Source organism: Klebsiella sp. K5-306, from assembly GCF_051835185.1.
Classification (GTDB): Bacteria; Pseudomonadota; Gammaproteobacteria; order Enterobacterales; family Enterobacteriaceae; genus Klebsiella; species Klebsiella oxytoca.
The window spans coordinates 20,324-37,519 of record NZ_JAIFJY010000001.1 but is presented as its reverse complement, the minus strand read 5'-3'; the positions used below and the strand labels follow the sequence as shown (position 1 = coordinate 37,519).

Genomic DNA, 17,196 nt, shown 5'->3' with positions numbered 1-17,196 from the left:
TAGAACGTAAAATACAGCAAGATAGAATCCGCTCAACAAAAAACGCGCCGCGTTCTCCCGCCCCCCGGAGGGAAAACGCGGCCCGTTGTCACTGACTTAATGTGGCGTTGAGGGCATCAATCGACGTCCGTAGCCCTGCTTCAACGCTCATCGTCAGGTCCTCCATCTCCAGCGACACATAACCGTTATATCCGGTCATGCGCAGCACCGAGAAGAACTCTTTCCACCACTTCAAATCCTGTCCACAGCCAACCGCCACGTAGTTCCAGGTGCGGGTTTTGGTCTGCGTGACCGGCTGGTATTCCAGTAAGCCGTCGACATCCGCCAGCCCGCGTTCAATACGCGCGTCTTTACCGTGGACGTGATAAATCACCCCTTCAAGCTTACGGGCTGCGGCAATCGGGTCTGCCCCCATGGCGATCAGATGCGACGGATCGAGATTCATGCCGATTATGTCGCCAACCGCATCGCGCAGGCGCAGCAGCGTGCTCGGGTTGTAAACCAGCTGGCTGGGGAATTCCTCGAGAGCAATCTGTTCGATGCCGTGTTCAGCCGCATGGCGGGTAAAAGCCTGCCACCAGGGAATAGCAACCTCGTTCCACTGGTAATCGATCACGCCTGGCATATAGTCCGGCCAGGAAACCGTCGAGGTGATCCAGTTAGGGATTTTATCGTCCGGCCCGCCGCCCGGCAGGCCGCTCATCATGACAATCTTTTTCACCCCCAGCTTTGCCGCCAGCTCGACGGTACGATAGCTGCTGGCGGTATGCTTCTCGCCCAGCGCGCCGGGGGCCAGCGGGTTACCCGAACAGTTCAGCGCAACGATCTCCATTCCGCGCTTTTCCAGTTCTCCGCGAAACGCCGCCAGCGCTGCCGAAGAAGCCAGCAGTTCTTCAGTTTTAACATGTGGACAGGGCGACCAACCGCCTGCGGTCATCTCCACGCCCGTAATGCCGTACTGCTTGACGCGATCGAGCATTTCCGGGAACGCCAGGCCGGCGAGAACATCGGTACAGAGTGCCAGTTTCATATTCTATCCTTCTTAAATGAGTGTCCTTCGAGGATCTGCATAAACGCGTCTTTGCTGTCGGCGCTAGCCAGCAGCGTGGTTTTCACTTCGTCATCAAGCAGGTCTGCCAGATCCGCTATAACATCAATGTGTTCATTATTTTTTGCCGCCACGGCGACCACAAGGAAAGCCACTTTCCCCTCCCCCCAGCCCACGCCATCCGGGAACTGAAACAGCTGGAAACCGGTTTGCCGCACCAGGTCGATCCCCTCTTTGCTACAGTGGGGCATCGCCACTCCCGCCCCGAGCCAGGTAGAGAGCGCCTTTTCGCGATCCACCATCGATTCAAAAAAACCCTCGCTGACGTAGCCGCTGGCCTGCAGGGAATCCGCGGCAATACGCAGCGCCTTTTTCTTTGAATTCGCCCGACAGCCAATAAAAATATCTTCTGGTTTCAGCGTTAACATGCGCCTCTCCCTTCGTTAATGGGTCAGCGGTAGAGCGCCGGACACTCCGGCAGAGAGACCGCGTGCTTTTCGCCATCCTTCAGCGATGCCAGGCCAGCATCGCATACCATCGCCACGACAAATCCGTCCCACGATGATGGCCCGCTCATCTCCGCCCCCAGGTTTACCCGGTCAACGAAATTCTGCACCTCGCGATCGTAGGCGGTGGCGAAACGTTCCATACAGGTTTTGGGGATAGCACGGCTATAACCCTGTGCCGAACGGACGGTGGTGAGAGCCTGTTCGGTCAATGCGCTAATGGCATTTTCGCCAATCACTTCGCAGCGAATGTCGTAACCATAATCGCAGTTAACAAACAGCTCATCATCAATACGTACGCCGGATTCGGTTTCAAAAATCACAATCAACGGATCCTGCAGATGCGCGCAGGCTCTGCGCGTTTTCTTCTGTGGTTTATCGACGCGTACCGAAACGATATTTTCGTTAAGCAGATAGCGGATAATATCGATCTCGTGGGTCGCCGAATCGTTAATCGCCATCTCCAGGGTGTAGCTTTCTGGCACGGAGGCGTTGCGATGTGCGCAATGGATGAGCAATATTTCCCCCAGTTCACCGCTATCCAGAGTCGCTTTAAGCTGGTTGTACCCTGGGTCGAAACGGCGCATAAAACCCAGCTGCAGCATACGTTTGCCGTAGGCCACTTCAGCATCAATAATCGCTTTGGCTTCATCCGCGGTTGGGGTCAGCGGCTTTTCGCAAAACACCGGTTTACCTGCCTTGATGGCGGCCAGAATTTGTTCTTTATGTACCGGACCAATAGAGCAAATAAAGATCGCATCCACGTCGTCCGATTGAATCATTTCGACCGCATCGTAATAGGGTTGAGCGCCATATTCGCGGGCAATAGTGTCGGTAACATTACGATTGATATCGCAGACGGCGCTGACCCTGGCGTTCTGAATCACCGTCTGAAAACGCTGGAGATGATCGCGCCCAATCATACCTAAACCAATTAAACCGATATTAACTGTCATATATTCCTCCATGTCGCTAAATCAGAATCTGAATTTTTGTTCAATTTGTTCAAGGGTTAAGCCACGGGTTTCCGGCAAGAACTTCACCAGCAGAATCAGCATTATGACGTTGGTTACCGCGAAGAAACCGAAGGTCATTCCGCCGCCGTAGCTGTTGAGTAAAATCGGGAAAATAGACTGAATGATGAAGTCAAATATCCATAAACCGAATACCGCAAAACCCATACCCAGACCGCGCATCCGCAGCGGGTAAATTTCCGCGAGCATCAGCCAGAACACCGGTGCGATCCAACCCTGCATAAAGGTCAGAAACATCAGCATCAGGGCAAGGATGATGTAGCTGGCGCCGGTAAAGTTGGCGTGCAAGCCACTGACGCCATCAACGGTTTCCATATGGAAGAAGAGCTTGAACGAGAGACCAATCAACACCAGGCTAAGGGTGACGCCGATCTGTCCGGTAAAGAACATTTTCCGTCGGGAATGCCTGCCAATTAACAGCATCCCTAGTAGCGTGGCCAGAATAGACACGACGCCATTAGCCACGGCGCCGGTCACCGCCGCCGCATCGCCAAGTCCGGTGGCTTTCAGCACCGTCGGCGCATAGTACATAATGGTATTCACGCCGGTTACGCGCGTTGCCAGCACAATCATCAGCCCGATCAAAATCAGCTGCAGCACCCATTTTTTCTTCAGCTCGTCAACAAATCGGCCATGGTTGATGCCAATCTGACTCACCTGCTGGATATCGCGGATCTCCTGCTCCACCTCTTCAGGCCGACGAATCGTTTTCAGCACCGCAACCGCTTTGTCTATTTGCCCCTTACGCACGAAGAAGCGCGGAGACTCCGGCATTACCAGCATTCCAATCCACAGCAGCGCGCCGGGCAGCGCCGGAATAGCCAGCATCAGCCGCCAGTTGTGCGACATGTCGGGATAGAAATTGACGATGGAAGCGTTGACGGAGTAAGCGAGAAACTGCCCGGTGACGATCATCAGTTCGTTGACCGTCACCAGCCGTTCACGCTGCGCGGGCCGCGCCAGCTCTGAAATATAAATCGGCACCGTCACTGACGCACAACCAACCGCCAGGCCGAGGATAAAGCGGGCGATTATCATCGACGACATATCCCACGCGACGGCGGTACCGAGGGCGCCAAAGATAAAAATCACCGCTACCCACAGAATATTTTTCCGCCGCCCCTGGCGGTCGGACAGCCAGCCGCCGCCAACGGAGCCGATTGCCGCGCCGAATAATAAAAACGATGTCACCAGCCCTTCCTGCAGAGGAGTGAGGCCAAGATCGTTCTTCATGAAAATCAGCGCGCCGGAAATAACCCCGGTGTCATAGCCAAAACACAGCCCACCAATGGTTGAGACGAGGGTTATTAATCTGATTTTCTTATCATTATCTGTTTTACGACTTTCAGTTATCACATGATCGGTCATTTTGTTGTCCTGTCAGGGATGAGCGTTCTATCGTTTTGTTTTTATGAATAAAAAGATCACATTGCCGATCCAGATACGGCAGGTTCTGGCATCAGGAATACATTTGCACCTTTTTGCACCCGGGTGCATTATTTAACAACTTGTTATACTCTCACGGATTAAAAAATCCATAACAAGTTATTTTGAAATATTCATTTCGTTAAGGGCGTCAACTTTTTGCTCATTGAATGGCCAATTTTGTCGATCGCAGTCACGATCCGCAGAGCTTGTCGCTTTCGGGGGGAGCAAAATGCGTGGTTCAGGCTAATGGCTGGGGAGGAAGGCTATACGAAGGGGAACCCGTGGATTAATCCGCGTTCCCCAGAGAGCCAGGGACGTCAGGATCGCTGGGCGCTGGCGATACGCTGTCTGGCTTTTTGTTCAATATTTTCCAGCAGCTCCTGCACGTCGTCTTCATCAATGTCGAGAAACTGACCGTCCAGCAGGGCCGCATGAATATCTTCGCGCGTCACGGATATGCCCAGCGGCACCGCCTCCGCTTTCGCCTTCACTTCCTCCGCCGCCAGCGGATGCGGGTAGCGCCGTCCGACCAGGTTATTAAAAACAATGGCCAGCATCGCCAGCATCAATGAGTTGAGTAACACCGGGGTCAGAACAAAGTGATAGCCTTCGCTCTGTATCCCCGCCCCGCCGAGGATCGCCGTTAACGCCACCGCTCCGCCCGGCGGATGCAGGCAGCGCAGGAAATACATGCCGGCGATCGCCAACCCTGCCGCCACGCCGCAGGCCAGCGCCAGGTTCGGGATGGCGATTCCCACGGTCACGCCAATCAGCGCTGAAAGGACATTACCGCCGACTATCGACCACGGCTGGGCCAGTGGACTGCTCGGCACGCCAAACAGCAGCACCGCCGACGCGCCCATCGGGGCGATAAACCAGATATTGACCTCGCCTAATAGCCAGTGGCTAAACATACTGGTGACCGCCAGCCCCGTCCCGGCGCCTATTGACGCCAGAACGATATGTTTTCTGGCGACCGGTAACGCGTGCGGCTTAAGGCGGCCAAGGAAAATGCGGATCCGTGAAAAGAGCGATCCGGGTAAAACGCTTAACATCGTGCAGCTCGCTTACATCATAATAAGAACTTATGTTTCATTTTCTTTTTTTAACCTTGTTTTAACAACCACGCCTTTATCGTGGCTTTTCGTTATTCATTTTGTGAATGTAAAAAAGGCGCGCGCTACGCTAGAATCGCCCTTACGTCTGGGTATCAGTACTCTATGGATTGAAGGTCAAATACGTTGAATAACAAGATAAAATTAGAGAAAGAAATCGCATGGGCCAGCCAGAATATGCCGCGTACGCTGCGCCAGGTCGCCGCCCTGCCCGACCTCAGCCAGGTTCGTCTGGCCTGCTGTATGCACCTGGATATGAAAATGATCCCACTGGTGCAGGGAATTCTGGAAAAAGGGGCGAAGGTTTTCCTGACCACCTGTAACCCAACCACGGTGCAGGATGATGTGGTCGCCTGGCTGGTGGAGCGCGGCGCTGAGGCTTGCGCATGGCGTGATATGAGCGATGCCGACTGGCAGCAATCGTGGGAAAAAGCAATTGCCTGGCAGCCGACGCATCTGTGCGAAATGGGCGCGGATATAACAACCCTACTGCATCAGCGCGGGGAGTTCGGCAATGTTGTCGCCGGGCTTGAAGCGACAGGCTCTGGCGTTAGCCGCCTCGGCGATATTCGGCCCGGCTATCCGATTTTTAACTGGGATGATTTGCCGGTTAAGGAAGGTCTGCATAACCGTCATATGGTCGGCCTGACCGCGTGGCATACCTTCTTCCAGACGACCCACCTGACCCTGCATGAGAAAAAAGTAATGGTCATCGGCTATGGTCTGGTCGGCCAGGGGGTTGCGGCGGCGGCGAAGGCCTTCGGCGGCCAGGTCATGGTGGCGGAAATCGACCCGGCACGGAGATTACAGGCTGCCTACGACGGCTGGCACGTTGTTGAATTACAGGAGGCGATAGCTTCGGCGGACGTGGTGGCCACGGCTACCGGCGGCAAAAAAGTCGTTAACAGCCAGGCGCTTGATAAATGCAAAGATGGAGTGTTTATCCTCAACGTGGGTCACGTGGCGGAAGAGATTGATTGCGAGTACCTGCACCAGTTCAGCCATGAAGAGGTCATGCCCTATATCAACGCTTACCGGATGGGCCAGAAAACGATCTATCTGATGGCGAACGGTTCAATGCTCAACCTGACCGCGGGTTTTGGCGATAGCCTGAACGCCTTTGACGTCACCCTGGCGGTGATGGCCAGCGGCATCCAGCATATTGTAACCGACGGCATGACGGCGCCGGCAGACGTTTATCTGCTGCCGCAAAGCGTATGGCAAAAAGCGCTGTAACCACATGCGCTGAATAATTTTCCCGGAGGCGGCGCGATGCGCCTTGTCCGGGTTACCGGCCCGCAGACTGCTGTTAACCTGTAGCCCGGCTAAGCGCAGCGCGAGCCGGGAAGAAATCATGCCGATCCCTCACCTCAGCACATCCTCCGCAGGCGGCGCGATGCGCCTTGTCCGGGTTACCGGTCCGCAGACTGCTGTTAACCCGTAGCCCGGTCAGCGCAGCGCCACCGGGAAGAAAGCAAACTTACAGCAGGGCCAGCAAAAATATGACTTCACCGAGCTCAATCGCCGCGCCTAAGGTGTCGCCGGTTTGCCCGCCCAGAGTACGCTTCAGCGCCTGGCCTAGCGCCCAGACCAGCACCAGCGTGATAAGCGCTGCGCGCAGACCGTTAACGCCGAGCAGCAGCGTCGCCAGCGCCAGAGCGATCCCCATGGCGATCAGCGTCTGTTGCAGCGAGATTTTACCGATAAACAGATTGCCCAGCCCCTCTTCGCGGGCGTAGCGCTGACGGTACATCAGCAGCACCGCCATACCACGGGCCACGGCGCAGGCGGCCGCCAGGGCGGCAACCGCAGACGTACCGCGCAACGTGACCTCGCTGACCACCAGCACTTTTGCAATCAGCACAAAAATCAGCGCCAGCCCGCCGTGAGTGCCCAACCGACTGTCGCGCATAATCTCCAGCATCCGCTCGCGGCGGCGGGCAGAGAAAATGCCATCACAGGTATCCGCCAGCCCATCCAGATGGAAGCCGCCGGTCAACAGCGCCAGCGCCAGCACGCCGAGCAGCGCGGCAAGCGGGCCGCCGCACCAGGGCTGGAGCAGTATCACGACAACCCCCGCGATCGCCCCCAGCAGCAGGCCAACAAAGGGAAAAGTAACGATACTGCGTTGATATTGTTCAATTTCCAGCCCCTGAGACAAACGCGCCGGGACCGGCAGGCGGCTGATAAACGATAATGCGGCAAAAAATGACTTAATCATGGAAAGATGACTCCTGTCGTTAAACCTTGCGACCAGCGGTTATTCACCGCCGCCGCCGACCGTAACCTGACTTATCTGCGTAGCTGCTGCGTGGACGCTCTTCCAGCCGCCAGTGAGCCAGCCGGGTATCGCGGTGATGTTGAATGCGTGCAGCTATTTGGTTATCGGATATCCGGGAGGTAGCGATATAGATCGCCGAAACGAAAGAGTTGAGTAGAGATTGGGCATCACGGCGTAGGCCGCTAAGCGCGTCGCCGGTCATCAGTATCATCGCGGCGGCACCTGTTGCAGGGACAGCATGAGATAAAACCTTCCGATATCAATATGTTTACGGCGGAAGTATACCAAATTCCTGGGGAAAGGTTCAGCGTTACAGAGGCTGTTTTGCTAAGGAATGCGAGATGACGCAAGAGGAGGAATCACTCCGGCAGCGAGAGCCGCCGGAGCACGCAAACGAGATTACTCGGCAGATTTATCTTCTACTTTCGCTTCGCCCATTGCTTTCAGCTTTTTAGAGATATCGCGACGTTCTTTGGAGATCTCGGCGTTTTTAATGATGTAGTCGTCAACGCGATCTTCGTAATCGCTCTTCATGCTGGCAATGATGCCCTGGATAGCTTCAACGCTCATGCCCGGCTTGATGTAGTCGCTCAGGTTGTCCAGCAGCAGTACGCGCTTCTGGTTATCACGGATCTTTTTCTCAACGTCCTGAATTTCACGCTGCAGTTTATTCTTACGACGATACAGGCGAACAAACTCCAGTACGTCCTGGAAAGAAGGCTTAGTTGTTTCCATTTTTACACCCCTAATATTTGAGATTCGGATTCGCTAAAGCGACTGCTACATCGGGCTAACATAACTGTTAGCAGCCGCTGATGACAATGTTTTTTCCTTTGCCTTTATCATAACCCTAAACGCTGCTGAATCGAAGCAAGCGATGGGCAAACCGCGCGTATCTGGTCTTTATTTACGCAACGCCCGGCAGATTAAATGCGACAGCAGCTCAAGCTGCCGCGCCAGTTCGATGGTTAGCCAGACATAACCATGGATTGGCGTTTCAGAGAAATTGTCGTCCTGCTGCTCTTTGATGAGCTGGCGCAGCTCGGCCACAATTTCGTTGAGCTTTTCATTGTTAGCAAGAATCGGCTGCGGATTGCCCTCATACAATGCATGGGCGATAGTCAGCAACGTCTGCTGGGTCATTTGCTGCGTTTCGCGCAGCGTATGGGCATTCAGCATAACAAAATGGCCGGGACGCGATGCCCAGTAGGCGTTGATTTGCAGCTCCAGCATGCACACCAGATTCCGGCTAACAGTCTGGATCGCTTCAAAGATGGCCTTCTGGATATGCGTCTCTTTGCTGGCGGGCGTAATTAATCCGCGCATTTTGACCACATCGTTAAGCACCTTCTGCATATGCTTTTCCAGACGCGGACGCTCGACGAGGTTCGGCGAGAAACCCGCCTGATACAGACGGTTGAAGGCGGTGACGTAGCTGGCCATCTGGATGCGCCAGTGCAGGAAAGCCCGCTGCGGCCAGATACCGGTAAACAGCATAGCCAGCAGGGAGCCAAAGATAACGTCGCCGCTTCGCCATAGCGCGGTCGTCATATCGCCCGGCGGCGCGCCGACCACCACCGCCAGCGTGATGCCGATCAACAGCGCCTGGTAGGGCTTTTTACCCAACGCCAGCCAGCCGCAGAGGAACATCGCCACCGCGCACCACAGCAGCATAATGGGCAGAGAGATAAGTTCCAGCTTGAGCGCCACCAGCCCGAGCGCCGAGCCGAGGATCGTGCCGCCGATACGCTCAAACGCGCGCGGGACGACGTTTCCCCAGAAGGAGATAGGCCCCATCACCACCACCAGGGTGATGAGAGGCCAGGTACCTTCCGGCACGTTAAGCAGGCGCACCAGCACAAAGGTGAGCACAAAGGCCAATGCTATTCGCACGCCATGGACGATGCGGTAATGGCGATACAGCCGAATTTCAAATGGCTTAAGTGATTTATCCGCGCGCACAACCGACTCCGACACAACGAAAAGGGCAATTGTAACTGCTTTTTCGCCGCAAGCATCACGCGAATGTAAGAAACCTTGTCAATTAAAGGGATAAGTTCACTTCACTACGGGTTCAACCGCGATATACATATCAATGTCCCAGTAGCCGTCCTGGTTACCATCGTTAAGGTAGACTTCAAAACAGGGCTTCATCGCCATCTGATGCTCTGTGCTTTGCATCAGACTTTCGAAGAACTGATACCACGGAGTCGCAAAATCAAAATTCTCGACTCTGGCGCGGGCAACGGCATACTCGCCGCCGGCGATTTCGGTCATCATCACGCCTTCACTTCCTTCAGGGATCTGATAGTCTTCCGCCACCGTGACGGCGGTGTCGCAGCGCAGCTTTTCCGCCGGGACTTCGTCTGGATTGTCGTAGTAAACGGCCACCCACTCCTGCGCAGGAACCCGGCTGTTGTCGACCCACATCATCAGCTGTTCAAACCCCTGTTTAACCGTCTGTTCCCAGGGGCCGACCAGATGAAAACCGGCAATTTTCTTCTTGCCTACGGATTTAACGTTATAGTCCATGTTGCCTCCACTGTTGATAAAATACTGTATGTATATACATATAATCTAACAGTACAATCACCCATAGTATGTGCGGTAATTCACAAATCCGCGCGGCAAGAAGATTAAAAAAACGCCACCAGCGGGTTATAAACTGAACGGCAGTTCAATGCCGATGCTGGCCCCAACATCGTCGCTGGCGCTGTGGTTTGCATCGGTGTACCACATGGAGGTATTCAGGCGAACCGTCGGCATGACATCGCCGCTCCAGCCCAGCTGTACGCCCTTCAGCGTGTCGGCGTGCGGGAAGGCTTTATTGATTCGTTGGTTCTTCGGATTGACTTCCGCGTAGACCAGGCGCGCGCTCCAGCGCTGATTTTCTTCGGTGACCAGCTCCACCTTACCGGCATACAGGCGTCCATCGCCGCCCATCGCATCGCCCAGCGGGTAGCCCTGCTGATAGTAGCCATCTTTATAGATAAAGTGGTTATAGATATAGTTGGTGCGTCCCATATTCGAGCGGGTATCGTGGGCTTCCAGATACCAGTTAACCGCATTGCTGTTCCACTGATGGTGCCCTTCCACGCCGCCAAGGTAGAGGTGCGCCGAGGGCAAGTATCCGGCTTCATCCTCGCCGATCATCTGGCCGTAAATGCTCACCGGCCAGCCCAAGGTTGGCGCCAGCTTCAGCTTGAAATCAAAACCGGCCAGCTGATTGCCGGGATCGTCGGCCGATTCACCGGTGTTATCATTGCCGGTCAGGCCGTCCCAGAAGCTGCTGAATGATGAAGGTCGCCCTTCGCCGCCCCACTGCATAACGCGCGAAGCGCCCAGTTCCAACGAGGAGATGGGCGAAAACGTCAGGCGACCGCCGAAGATTTTGGTATGCGGTACGGCGGCGTACTGGTTCATCTGGCTGGCGGAAAGTTGATACTGCCAGGGGCCAATCCAGCTTAGCCATGAGGTTTCCGGCGCCCGCTGTTCTGCACGCTGCAGCAGAAAACCGGTCATGGGACGCGCGGCATCGGAGCGAATCAAACTCCCTTCATAACCCGGTCCCCACCACTGCGGGATTTGCCCGAACGCCAGCCACTGGTTCCACAGTTTTACCGCGCCGTATGCGCCGTTGGCGTTTACGCTGGAGCCGTTGTCGATGCGTTTGTCGCCTTCAACATTGCCCTGTAGATGCAGATCCCACCATTCACCGCTGTTGTTCAGGGCGAGAGAAAGCGACTGGTCAGCAGGATAAGACTGGGCAAACCCCTGCGGAGTTCCCGGCTTATCAGTGGAACTGTAACCGGTAACGCGCACGTCGGCTTTGAGCGCCCTTAAACGCTGATTTACCCGACTCAGAACCACCCGCTCGGCGGATGTTGTCGGATGGGCATTGGCCAGCGCACGATTAATCTCTTCTTCGCTCAACGGCCAGGTGGACAAACTTAAAGAGAGGGTTCCGCGGTCGGATAACCAGGTTAAATCATTGCGGAATTCGTTATCGGCCAGAACGAGGCCAGAGGCAAAACCAGAGGTGCTAAAAACGGCGAAAAGTCCCAGAGAAAGCGCACTACGCGCAAAGTATTTCATCTTCCCAGCTCCATTTTGGGCGCACAAGCGCCAGGGGATTTCCTGAATGGTGACCGGGTAAGGTAAGGGATGGACACTAAACAAAGCGCCAACCGAAGCAGCATAATAATCAAACAGCTACGAGATGCCGCTCCGGGCGGAGCGGCGGAGAAGTTACAGTTTTTGATGCAGATAATCGCTAAAGCGCGACAGCATGCCGCCCTTGCCGACGCTTTCCAGCGTCACCAGCGGCCAGTGGGCGACGACTTTATCGCCATCATAAAGCGAGATTTCACCGACCCGCTGGTGGGCGGCAATCGGCGCTTCCAGCACTTTTTTATCCAGCACATATTTCGCCTTAATGCGTGAGACTTCCGATTTCGGCAGCGCTAACCAGAAGTCCTGATCGGTCCCCAGCCTAATCTGCTCTTTATCGCCATACCAGATACGCTCAACGCCGACCTGCTTGCCGTCCTGCAGGACCTGGACGGTATCGAAGTTTTGCTGGCCCCAGTGCAGCAGCTTCGCCGCCTGCTGTTCACGCCCTTTCGGACTGTCGGCCCCCATGACTACCGCAATCAGCCGGCGCTGGCCGTCCACCGCGGAGGCAATCAGATTGAAGCCAGCGCCGGAGGTATGGCCGGTTTTCAGACCATCAACGTTCATAGTTTTATCCCACAGCAGACCATTGCGGTTCTGCTGGGTAATGCCGTTCCACGTCAGACTCTTCTGGCTGTACATATGATAAACGTCCGGCTCGCCGTGAATAATCGCCCGCGAGAGTACCGCCAGATCGTAGGCTGAGCTATGCTGCCCCGGCGCGTCGAGGCCGTGAACGGTTTCAAAATGGGTATCCTGTAAATGCAGTTTGTCCACATAGCTGTTCATCAGCGCGACAAACTGCGGCTGGCCGCCGGCAACATAATCCGCCAGCGCCACGCAGGCATCGTTGCCGGAGTCAACGATGAGCCCGCGGCTCAAGTCGCGTACGCTAACCCGATCGCCGGGCTTAAGAAACATCAGGGAAGATCCCTTAAAGACCGGATTGCCCTGCGCCCAGGCGTCTTTACCGACGGTGACGATGTCGTCAAAGGTGATGCGGTGGCTGTCGATGGCGCGATCGACCACATAGCCGGTCATCAGTTTGGTCAGGCTGGCGGGATTGCGCTGCTGATGCTCGTTACCGGCGGTAAGGACCTGGCCGGTGGTGTAATCCATCAGCACCCAGGAACCGGCCTGAATGGAAGGCGGCGTCACGTTGACGGGAAAATCATTGGCGGCAAATGCGCAAGAAACGCTCGCAGCGAGCAAAGATACAGCAATAAACAAACGGCCTTTCAACGGCATATCCTCTAAATTGACAGATTCGCCGTCCTTTTTACGGAACTTCTCGTTTCATATCAGGGTTTAATTGCAAGAAAATATGACACTGGCGGTGTCAGGTAAGGCCGATACCCTTCTGATGGCCCGGCAAATCGTTTACCATGATGGCTGCTCGCCACCAGGGATAATGAACAGATTATGCAAGATAGCGCCAACCAGCCCGGATTTTTGTTTCACGATTACGAGACCTTCGGCACCAGCCCTTCGCTCGACCGGCCGTCGCAGTTTGCCGCCATCCGTACCGATGAAGACCTGAATGTCGTCGGCGAACCTGAAGTGTTCTACTGCAGGCTCGCCGACGACTATCTGCCGCAGCCGCAGGCGGTAATGGTCACCGGGATAACGCCGCAGGAGGCCAATGCCAAAGGCGACAACGAAGCCGCGTTTGCCCGCCGCGTTCACGATCTGTTCACGGTGCCGAAAACCTGCATCGTCGGCTACAACAACGTGCGCTTCGATGATGAAGTCACGCGCAATATCTTCTATCGCAATTTTTACGATCCTTACGCCTGGAGCTGGCAGCATGACAACTCCCGCTGGGATCTGCTGGACGTGATGCGCGCCTGCTATGCGCTGCGCCCCGAGGGGATCAACTGGCCGGAAAATGATGAGGGCTTACCGAGCTTCCGGCTGGAGCATCTGACCGTCGCTAACGGCATCGAACACAGCAACGCCCACGACGCGATGGCCGACGTTTACGCCACTATCGCGATGGCAAAGCTGGTGAAGACTCAGCAGCCGCGCCTGTTCGACTATCTTTACGCCCACCGCAACAAGCGCAAGCTGGCGACGCTGATTGACGTGCCGCAAATCAAGCCGCTGGTGCATGTTTCCGGTATGTTCGGCGCGGCGCGCGGCAACACCAGCCTGGTCGCCCCGCTGGCGTGGCACCCGGATAACCGTAACGCGGTGATTATGGTCGACCTGGCCGGTGATATCGCCCCTCTGCTGGATCTGGATGCCGATGCCCTGCGCGAACGGCTGTATACGCCGAAAAGCGAGTTGGGCGATCTGGCTGCGGTGCCGATCAAGCTGGTCCACCTCAATAAGTGCCCGGTGCTGGCGCAGCAAAATACCCTGCGCCCGCAGGATGCTGACCGGCTGGGCATCAATATCCAGCGCTGTCTGGAGAACGCCCAGCGGCTGCGGGCTAATCCACAGGTGCGCGAGAAAGCGGTGGCGATTTTTGCCGAAGCGGAGCCGTTTGTGCCGTCCGATAACGTCGATACGCAGCTGTATAACGGCTTTTTCAGCGATGCCGATCGCGCGGCGATGAAAATCATACTCGAGACGGAGCCGCGCAATCTGCCGGCGCTGGACATTACCTTTGCCGACAAGCGTATTGAGCGTCTACTGTTCAACTATCGCGCGCGCAATTACCCGGGCACGCTGGATGAAGCCGAGCAGCAGCGCTGGTTGGAGCACCGTCGCCAGGTGTTTACGCCAGAGTTTTTGCAGGCCTACGCCGATGAGCTACAGATGCTGTATCAGCAATATGCGGATGATAAAGAGAAGCTGGCGCAGCTGAAGGCGCTGTGGCAGTACGCGCAGAATATTGTTTGACTGGAAGAAATTCCCGGGTTGCGGCTAACGCCTTACCCGGGCTACAAACGTTGGCAGGACTCGTATCCCGGGTAAGACGCCTCGCGTCGCACCCGGGAACGTAGTTTAGCCTTTGGCGCGGCTGGCGATAATCGCCTCTGCCACGTTGCGCGGGGCTTCCGCGTAGTGGTGGAATTCCATGCTGTAGGTCGCCCGGCCCTGGGACATTGAACGCAGCGTGGTGGAATAGCCAAACATCTCGGCCAGCGGCACGTCGGCGCGAATAATCTGGCTGCCGAACCGCTCCTCCATTCCCTGCACCATCCCGCGCCGGGAAGAGAGATCGCCCATAATATTGCCGGCGTACTCTTCCGGGGTCTCCACTTCCACGTGCATCACCGGTTCAAGAATAACCGGGTCGGCCCTGCGCGCCCCTTCCTTGAAGCCGAATATTGCCGCCATCCGGAAAGCCATCTCCGAGGAGTCGACGTCGTGATACGAACCAAACGTCAAGGTCGCCTTAATATCCACCACCGGATATCCCGCCAGCACGCCGGTGCCCATCGCTTCGCGCAGCCCTTTTTCGACTGAAGGGATATACTCGCGCGGCACCACGCCGCCTTTGGTCGCGTCCTCAAACACGAAACCGCTTCCCGGCGCCAGCGGTTCAAGGGTCAGCACCACGTGACCATACTGCCCTTTACCGCCGGACTGGCGAACAAACTTGCCTTCCACCTCTTTGACCGTTTTGCGGATCGTCTCGCGATAGGTCACCTGCGGACGCCCGATGTTCGCCTCGACGCCAAACTCGCGCTTCATGCGGTCAACGATAATCTCCAGATGCAGTTCGCCCATCCCGGAAATGATCGTCTGGCCGGACTCCTCGTCAGTATGCAGACGAAACGACGGATCTTCCGCCGCCAGCCGCTGCAGGGCGATGCCCATTTTTTCCTGATCGGCTTTGGTTTTCGGTTCTATCGCCAGCGAAATCACCGGCTCCGGGAACTCCATCCGTTCAAGGGTAATCACCGCATCCGGGTCGCACAGCGTGTCGCCGGTGGTGACATCCTTCAGGCCGACGCAGGCGGCAATATCTCCGGCGTGCAGTTCGTCCACTTCATGGCGATCGTTGGCCTGCATCAGCACGATGCGGCCGATGCGCTCTTTCTTGCCTTTCACCGGATTCCACACCGCATCGCCTTTTTTCAGCGTCCCGGAATAGACGCGGATAAAGGTCAATTGGCCGACGTAGGGGTCGGTCATCAGTTTAAATGCCAACGCCGAGAACGGTTCGTCGTCGCTCGGGTGACGTTCAGCGGGCCGCCCTTTCTCATCCACGCCCTGAATCGCCGGAATATCCAGCGGCGACGGCATCAGCTCAACCACCGCATCAAGCATCCGCTGCACGCCTTTGTTTTTAAACGCGCTGCCGCACAGCACTGCCTGGATTTCCCCCTTCACCGTGCGCTGACGCAGTCCGGCGACGATTTCCGCCTCGCTCAACTCGCCGGTTTCAAGATAGTTATCCATCAGTTCGTCGCTGGCTTCCGCCGCCGCCGAAACCATTTTTTCCCGCCACAACCGGGCGGTTTCCAGCAGTTCGTCGGGCACCGGCGCATAGCTGAAGGTCATTCCCTGGGTAGCGTCATCCCACAAAATAGCGCGCATTTTGATGAGGTCCACCACGCCGGTGAAGTGCTCTTCGGCGCCCACCGGGATCACAATCGGTACCGGGTTCGCCTTCAGGCGATCGGTCATCATCTGCACCACGCGGAAAAAATCCGCGCCGGGGCGGTCCATCTTGTTGACGAAGGCCAGCCGCGGGACGTGGTATTTGTTCGCCTGGCGCCAGACGGTTTCCGACTGCGGCTGCACGCCGCCCACGGAGTCGTAAACCATGACCGCACCGTCCAGTACGCGCATAGAGCGCTCGACTTCAATGGTGAAATCCACGTGCCCGGGGGTATCGATGATATTAATCCGGTGTGGCTCAAAGCTGCGGTCCATACCGGGCCAGAAGCAGCTCACCGCCGCGGACGTAATGGTGATCCCACGCTCCTGCTCCTGCGCCATCCAGTCGGTAGTTGCCGCGCCATCGTGTACTTCCCCCAGCTTGTGGCTCATCCCGGTGTAAAACAGGATGCGCTCGGTGGTGGTGGTTTTGCCGGCATCGATATGCGCGGAGATACCGATGTTGCGATAACGTTCGAGGGGGATGGGTCGGGGCATGATGCGTCCTTAGTCATTTTGACTGTCAGTCAGCGGCCGGAATGAGCCGCCGTTCATTTAACGGCTTTCATCATAGTACAACTGTACGAGTATATTCGAACTATTTTTGCTATCGTTACGATTGGTATGGCTGCGACGACGCGCGTGGCTTTAGAAAAAGAGTTTGGGTATATTACCGGCCAGCCGCCGATAACGGCTGCTCGCGGATCTGCGCCGCCGCCGACACAGGAATATTATGATCGCCAATCACCCCGAACGTGAACAAATTCGCCTCGAAAATGTGCTTTTCGCCCTCGGTAACCCGCTGCGGCTTGAGATTATCCGGATCCTTGCCGACGGCAGCGAGCAGAGCTGTAACGCCCTGCGTCATGAAGATGTGGCGAAGTCGACCATGACTCACCACTGGCGCGTCTTGCGCGACAGCGGGGTGATCTGGCAGAGGCCTCAGGGGCGGGAGAATTTGATTTCGCTGCGCCGGGAAGATTTAGACGCGCGCTTTCCCGGCCTGCTGGATACGCTGCTTAAGGTGATGCAGCAGGAGAAGTAAATCGCCCAC

The 17,196-nt window shown here is 56.2% G+C and carries 16 protein-coding genes; 3 read left to right on the top strand and 13 right to left on the bottom strand.

Translation table 11 applies throughout. The features are described 5' to 3' along the window. Window positions 1-88 precede the first annotated feature (88 nt). The 5 genes from K2184_RS00180 to K2184_RS00160 all read right to left on the bottom strand — a co-directional run bounded on the left by K2184_RS00180 (window position 89) and on the right by K2184_RS00160 (window position 5,071). The gene (locus K2184_RS00180; RefSeq protein ID WP_016809176.1) at window positions 89-1,030 is read right to left on the bottom strand and encodes a sugar phosphate isomerase/epimerase family protein; all 942 of its coding nucleotides are present in this window, start codon (window positions 1,028-1,030) and stop codon (window positions 89-91) included. Then, window positions 1,027-1,476 (bottom strand): PTS sugar transporter subunit IIA, encoded by a 450-nt coding sequence (locus K2184_RS00175; protein ID WP_004103610.1) that lies wholly within the window; start codon window positions 1,474-1,476, stop codon window positions 1,027-1,029. Before K2184_RS00175 ends, K2184_RS00180 begins: the two co-directional genes overlap by 4 nt. A gap of 23 nt (window positions 1,477-1,499) precedes the next feature. Then, entirely contained in the window at window positions 1,500-2,510 is a 1,011-nt protein-coding gene (locus tag K2184_RS00170; protein ID WP_004113905.1) for a Gfo/Idh/MocA family protein, read from the bottom strand. Window positions 2,511-2,531: 21 nt separating this feature from the next. After that, on the bottom strand, window positions 2,532-3,956 hold the full coding sequence (locus tag K2184_RS00165; protein ID WP_016809178.1) for a sugar porter family MFS transporter: 1,425 nt from the start codon (window positions 3,954-3,956) through the stop codon (window positions 2,532-2,534). Window positions 3,957-4,333: 377 nt separating this feature from the next. Next, on the bottom strand, window positions 4,334-5,071 hold the full coding sequence (locus tag K2184_RS00160; protein WP_004103617.1) for an HPP family protein: 738 nt from the start codon (window positions 5,069-5,071) through the stop codon (window positions 4,334-4,336). 186 nt (window positions 5,072-5,257) lie between these two features. Between K2184_RS00160 and K2184_RS00155 the strand changes: the two genes are divergently transcribed. Continuing rightward, complete coding sequence (locus tag K2184_RS00155) at window positions 5,258-6,367, top strand: adenosylhomocysteinase (protein WP_135800787.1); 1,110 nt, start codon at window positions 5,258-5,260, stop codon at window positions 6,365-6,367. A 244-nt stretch (window positions 6,368-6,611) separates the two neighbouring features. Here the strand turns inward: K2184_RS00155 and cobS are convergent, their stop codons facing one another. The 7 genes from cobS to dacD form a co-directional block, all read right to left on the bottom strand. Beyond that, window positions 6,612-7,352, bottom strand: a complete 741-nt coding sequence (cobS, locus tag K2184_RS00150; protein ID WP_016809180.1) for an adenosylcobinamide-GDP ribazoletransferase — start codon at window positions 7,350-7,352, stop codon at window positions 6,612-6,614. A 43-nt stretch (window positions 7,353-7,395) separates the two neighbouring features. After that, window positions 7,396-7,623: a bifunctional adenosylcobinamide kinase/adenosylcobinamide-phosphate guanylyltransferase gene (locus K2184_RS00145; RefSeq protein WP_071530297.1), complete on the bottom strand. Its 228-nt coding sequence runs from the start codon at window positions 7,621-7,623 to the stop codon at window positions 7,396-7,398. Between the two features lie 188 nt (window positions 7,624-7,811). Continuing rightward, window positions 7,812-8,147 (bottom strand): DUF496 family protein, encoded by a 336-nt coding sequence (locus K2184_RS00140; protein ID WP_004103624.1) that lies wholly within the window; start codon window positions 8,145-8,147, stop codon window positions 7,812-7,814. Window positions 8,148-8,315: 168 nt separating this feature from the next. Then, window positions 8,316-9,374: an FUSC family protein gene (locus K2184_RS00135; RefSeq protein ID WP_004103626.1), complete on the bottom strand. Its 1,059-nt coding sequence runs from the start codon at window positions 9,372-9,374 to the stop codon at window positions 8,316-8,318. A 96-nt stretch (window positions 9,375-9,470) separates the two neighbouring features. Then, window positions 9,471-9,944, bottom strand: a complete 474-nt coding sequence (gene sbmC / locus K2184_RS00130; protein WP_016809182.1) for a DNA gyrase inhibitor SbmC — start codon at window positions 9,942-9,944, stop codon at window positions 9,471-9,473. Window positions 9,945-10,070: 126 nt separating this feature from the next. Beyond that, on the bottom strand, window positions 10,071-11,507 hold the full coding sequence (locus tag K2184_RS00125; RefSeq protein WP_032745091.1) for a capsule assembly Wzi family protein: 1,437 nt from the start codon (window positions 11,505-11,507) through the stop codon (window positions 10,071-10,073). 153 nt (window positions 11,508-11,660) lie between these two features. Further along, entirely contained in the window at window positions 11,661-12,827 is a 1,167-nt protein-coding gene (dacD, locus tag K2184_RS00120) for a serine-type D-Ala-D-Ala carboxypeptidase DacD (protein WP_032745156.1), read from the bottom strand. Window positions 12,828-13,007: 180 nt separating this feature from the next. On the opposite strand from dacD, the gene sbcB reads away from it, so the two are divergent. Next, complete coding sequence (gene sbcB, locus K2184_RS00115; RefSeq protein ID WP_032745093.1) at window positions 13,008-14,432, top strand: exodeoxyribonuclease I; 1,425 nt, start codon at window positions 13,008-13,010, stop codon at window positions 14,430-14,432. Window positions 14,433-14,537: 105 nt separating this feature from the next. On the opposite strand, the gene fusA is transcribed toward sbcB, so the two are convergent. Beyond that, entirely contained in the window at window positions 14,538-16,640 is a 2,103-nt protein-coding gene (gene fusA, locus K2184_RS00110) for an elongation factor G (protein WP_032745095.1), read from the bottom strand. 235 nt (window positions 16,641-16,875) lie between these two features. Between fusA and K2184_RS00105 the strand changes: the two genes are divergently transcribed. Then, window positions 16,876-17,187 carry an ArsR/SmtB family transcription factor gene (locus tag K2184_RS00105; protein ID WP_004103633.1) on the top strand — a complete coding sequence of 104 codons (312 nt, stop codon included), beginning with the start codon at window positions 16,876-16,878 and terminating at the stop codon, window positions 17,185-17,187. The last annotated feature ends 9 nt before the right edge of the window (window positions 17,188-17,196 follow it).

Coding starts and splice junctions, on each gene's coding strand:
- K2184_RS00180 (WP_016809176.1), bottom strand. CDS start 1,030: ATGAAACTGGCACTCTGTACCGATGTTCTCGCCGGCCTGGCGTTCCCG.
- K2184_RS00175 (WP_004103610.1), bottom strand. CDS start 1,476: ATGTTAACGCTGAAACCAGAAGATATTTTTATTGGCTGTCGGGCGAAT.
- K2184_RS00170 (WP_004113905.1), bottom strand. CDS start 2,510: ATGACAGTTAATATCGGTTTAATTGGTTTAGGTATGATTGGGCGCGAT.
- K2184_RS00165 (WP_016809178.1), bottom strand. CDS start 3,956: ATGACCGATCATGTGATAACTGAAAGTCGTAAAACAGATAATGATAAG.
- K2184_RS00160 (WP_004103617.1), bottom strand. CDS start 5,071: ATGTTAAGCGTTTTACCCGGATCGCTCTTTTCACGGATCCGCATTTTC.
- cobS (WP_016809180.1), bottom strand. CDS start 7,352: ATGATTAAGTCATTTTTTGCCGCATTATCGTTTATCAGCCGCCTGCCG.
- K2184_RS00145 (WP_071530297.1), bottom strand. CDS start 7,623: ATGATACTGATGACCGGCGACGCGCTTAGCGGCCTACGCCGTGATGCC.
- K2184_RS00140 (WP_004103624.1), bottom strand. CDS start 8,147: ATGGAAACAACTAAGCCTTCTTTCCAGGACGTACTGGAGTTTGTTCGC.
- sbmC (WP_016809182.1), bottom strand. CDS start 9,944: ATGGACTATAACGTTAAATCCGTAGGCAAGAAGAAAATTGCCGGTTTT.
- K2184_RS00125 (WP_032745091.1), bottom strand. CDS start 11,507: ATGAAATACTTTGCGCGTAGTGCGCTTTCTCTGGGACTTTTCGCCGTT.
- sbcB (WP_032745093.1), top strand. CDS start 13,008: ATGCAAGATAGCGCCAACCAGCCCGGATTTTTGTTTCACGATTACGAG.
- fusA (WP_032745095.1), bottom strand. CDS start 16,640: ATGCCCCGACCCATCCCCCTCGAACGTTATCGCAACATCGGTATCTCC.
- K2184_RS00105 (WP_004103633.1), top strand. CDS start 16,876: ATGATCGCCAATCACCCCGAACGTGAACAAATTCGCCTCGAAAATGTG.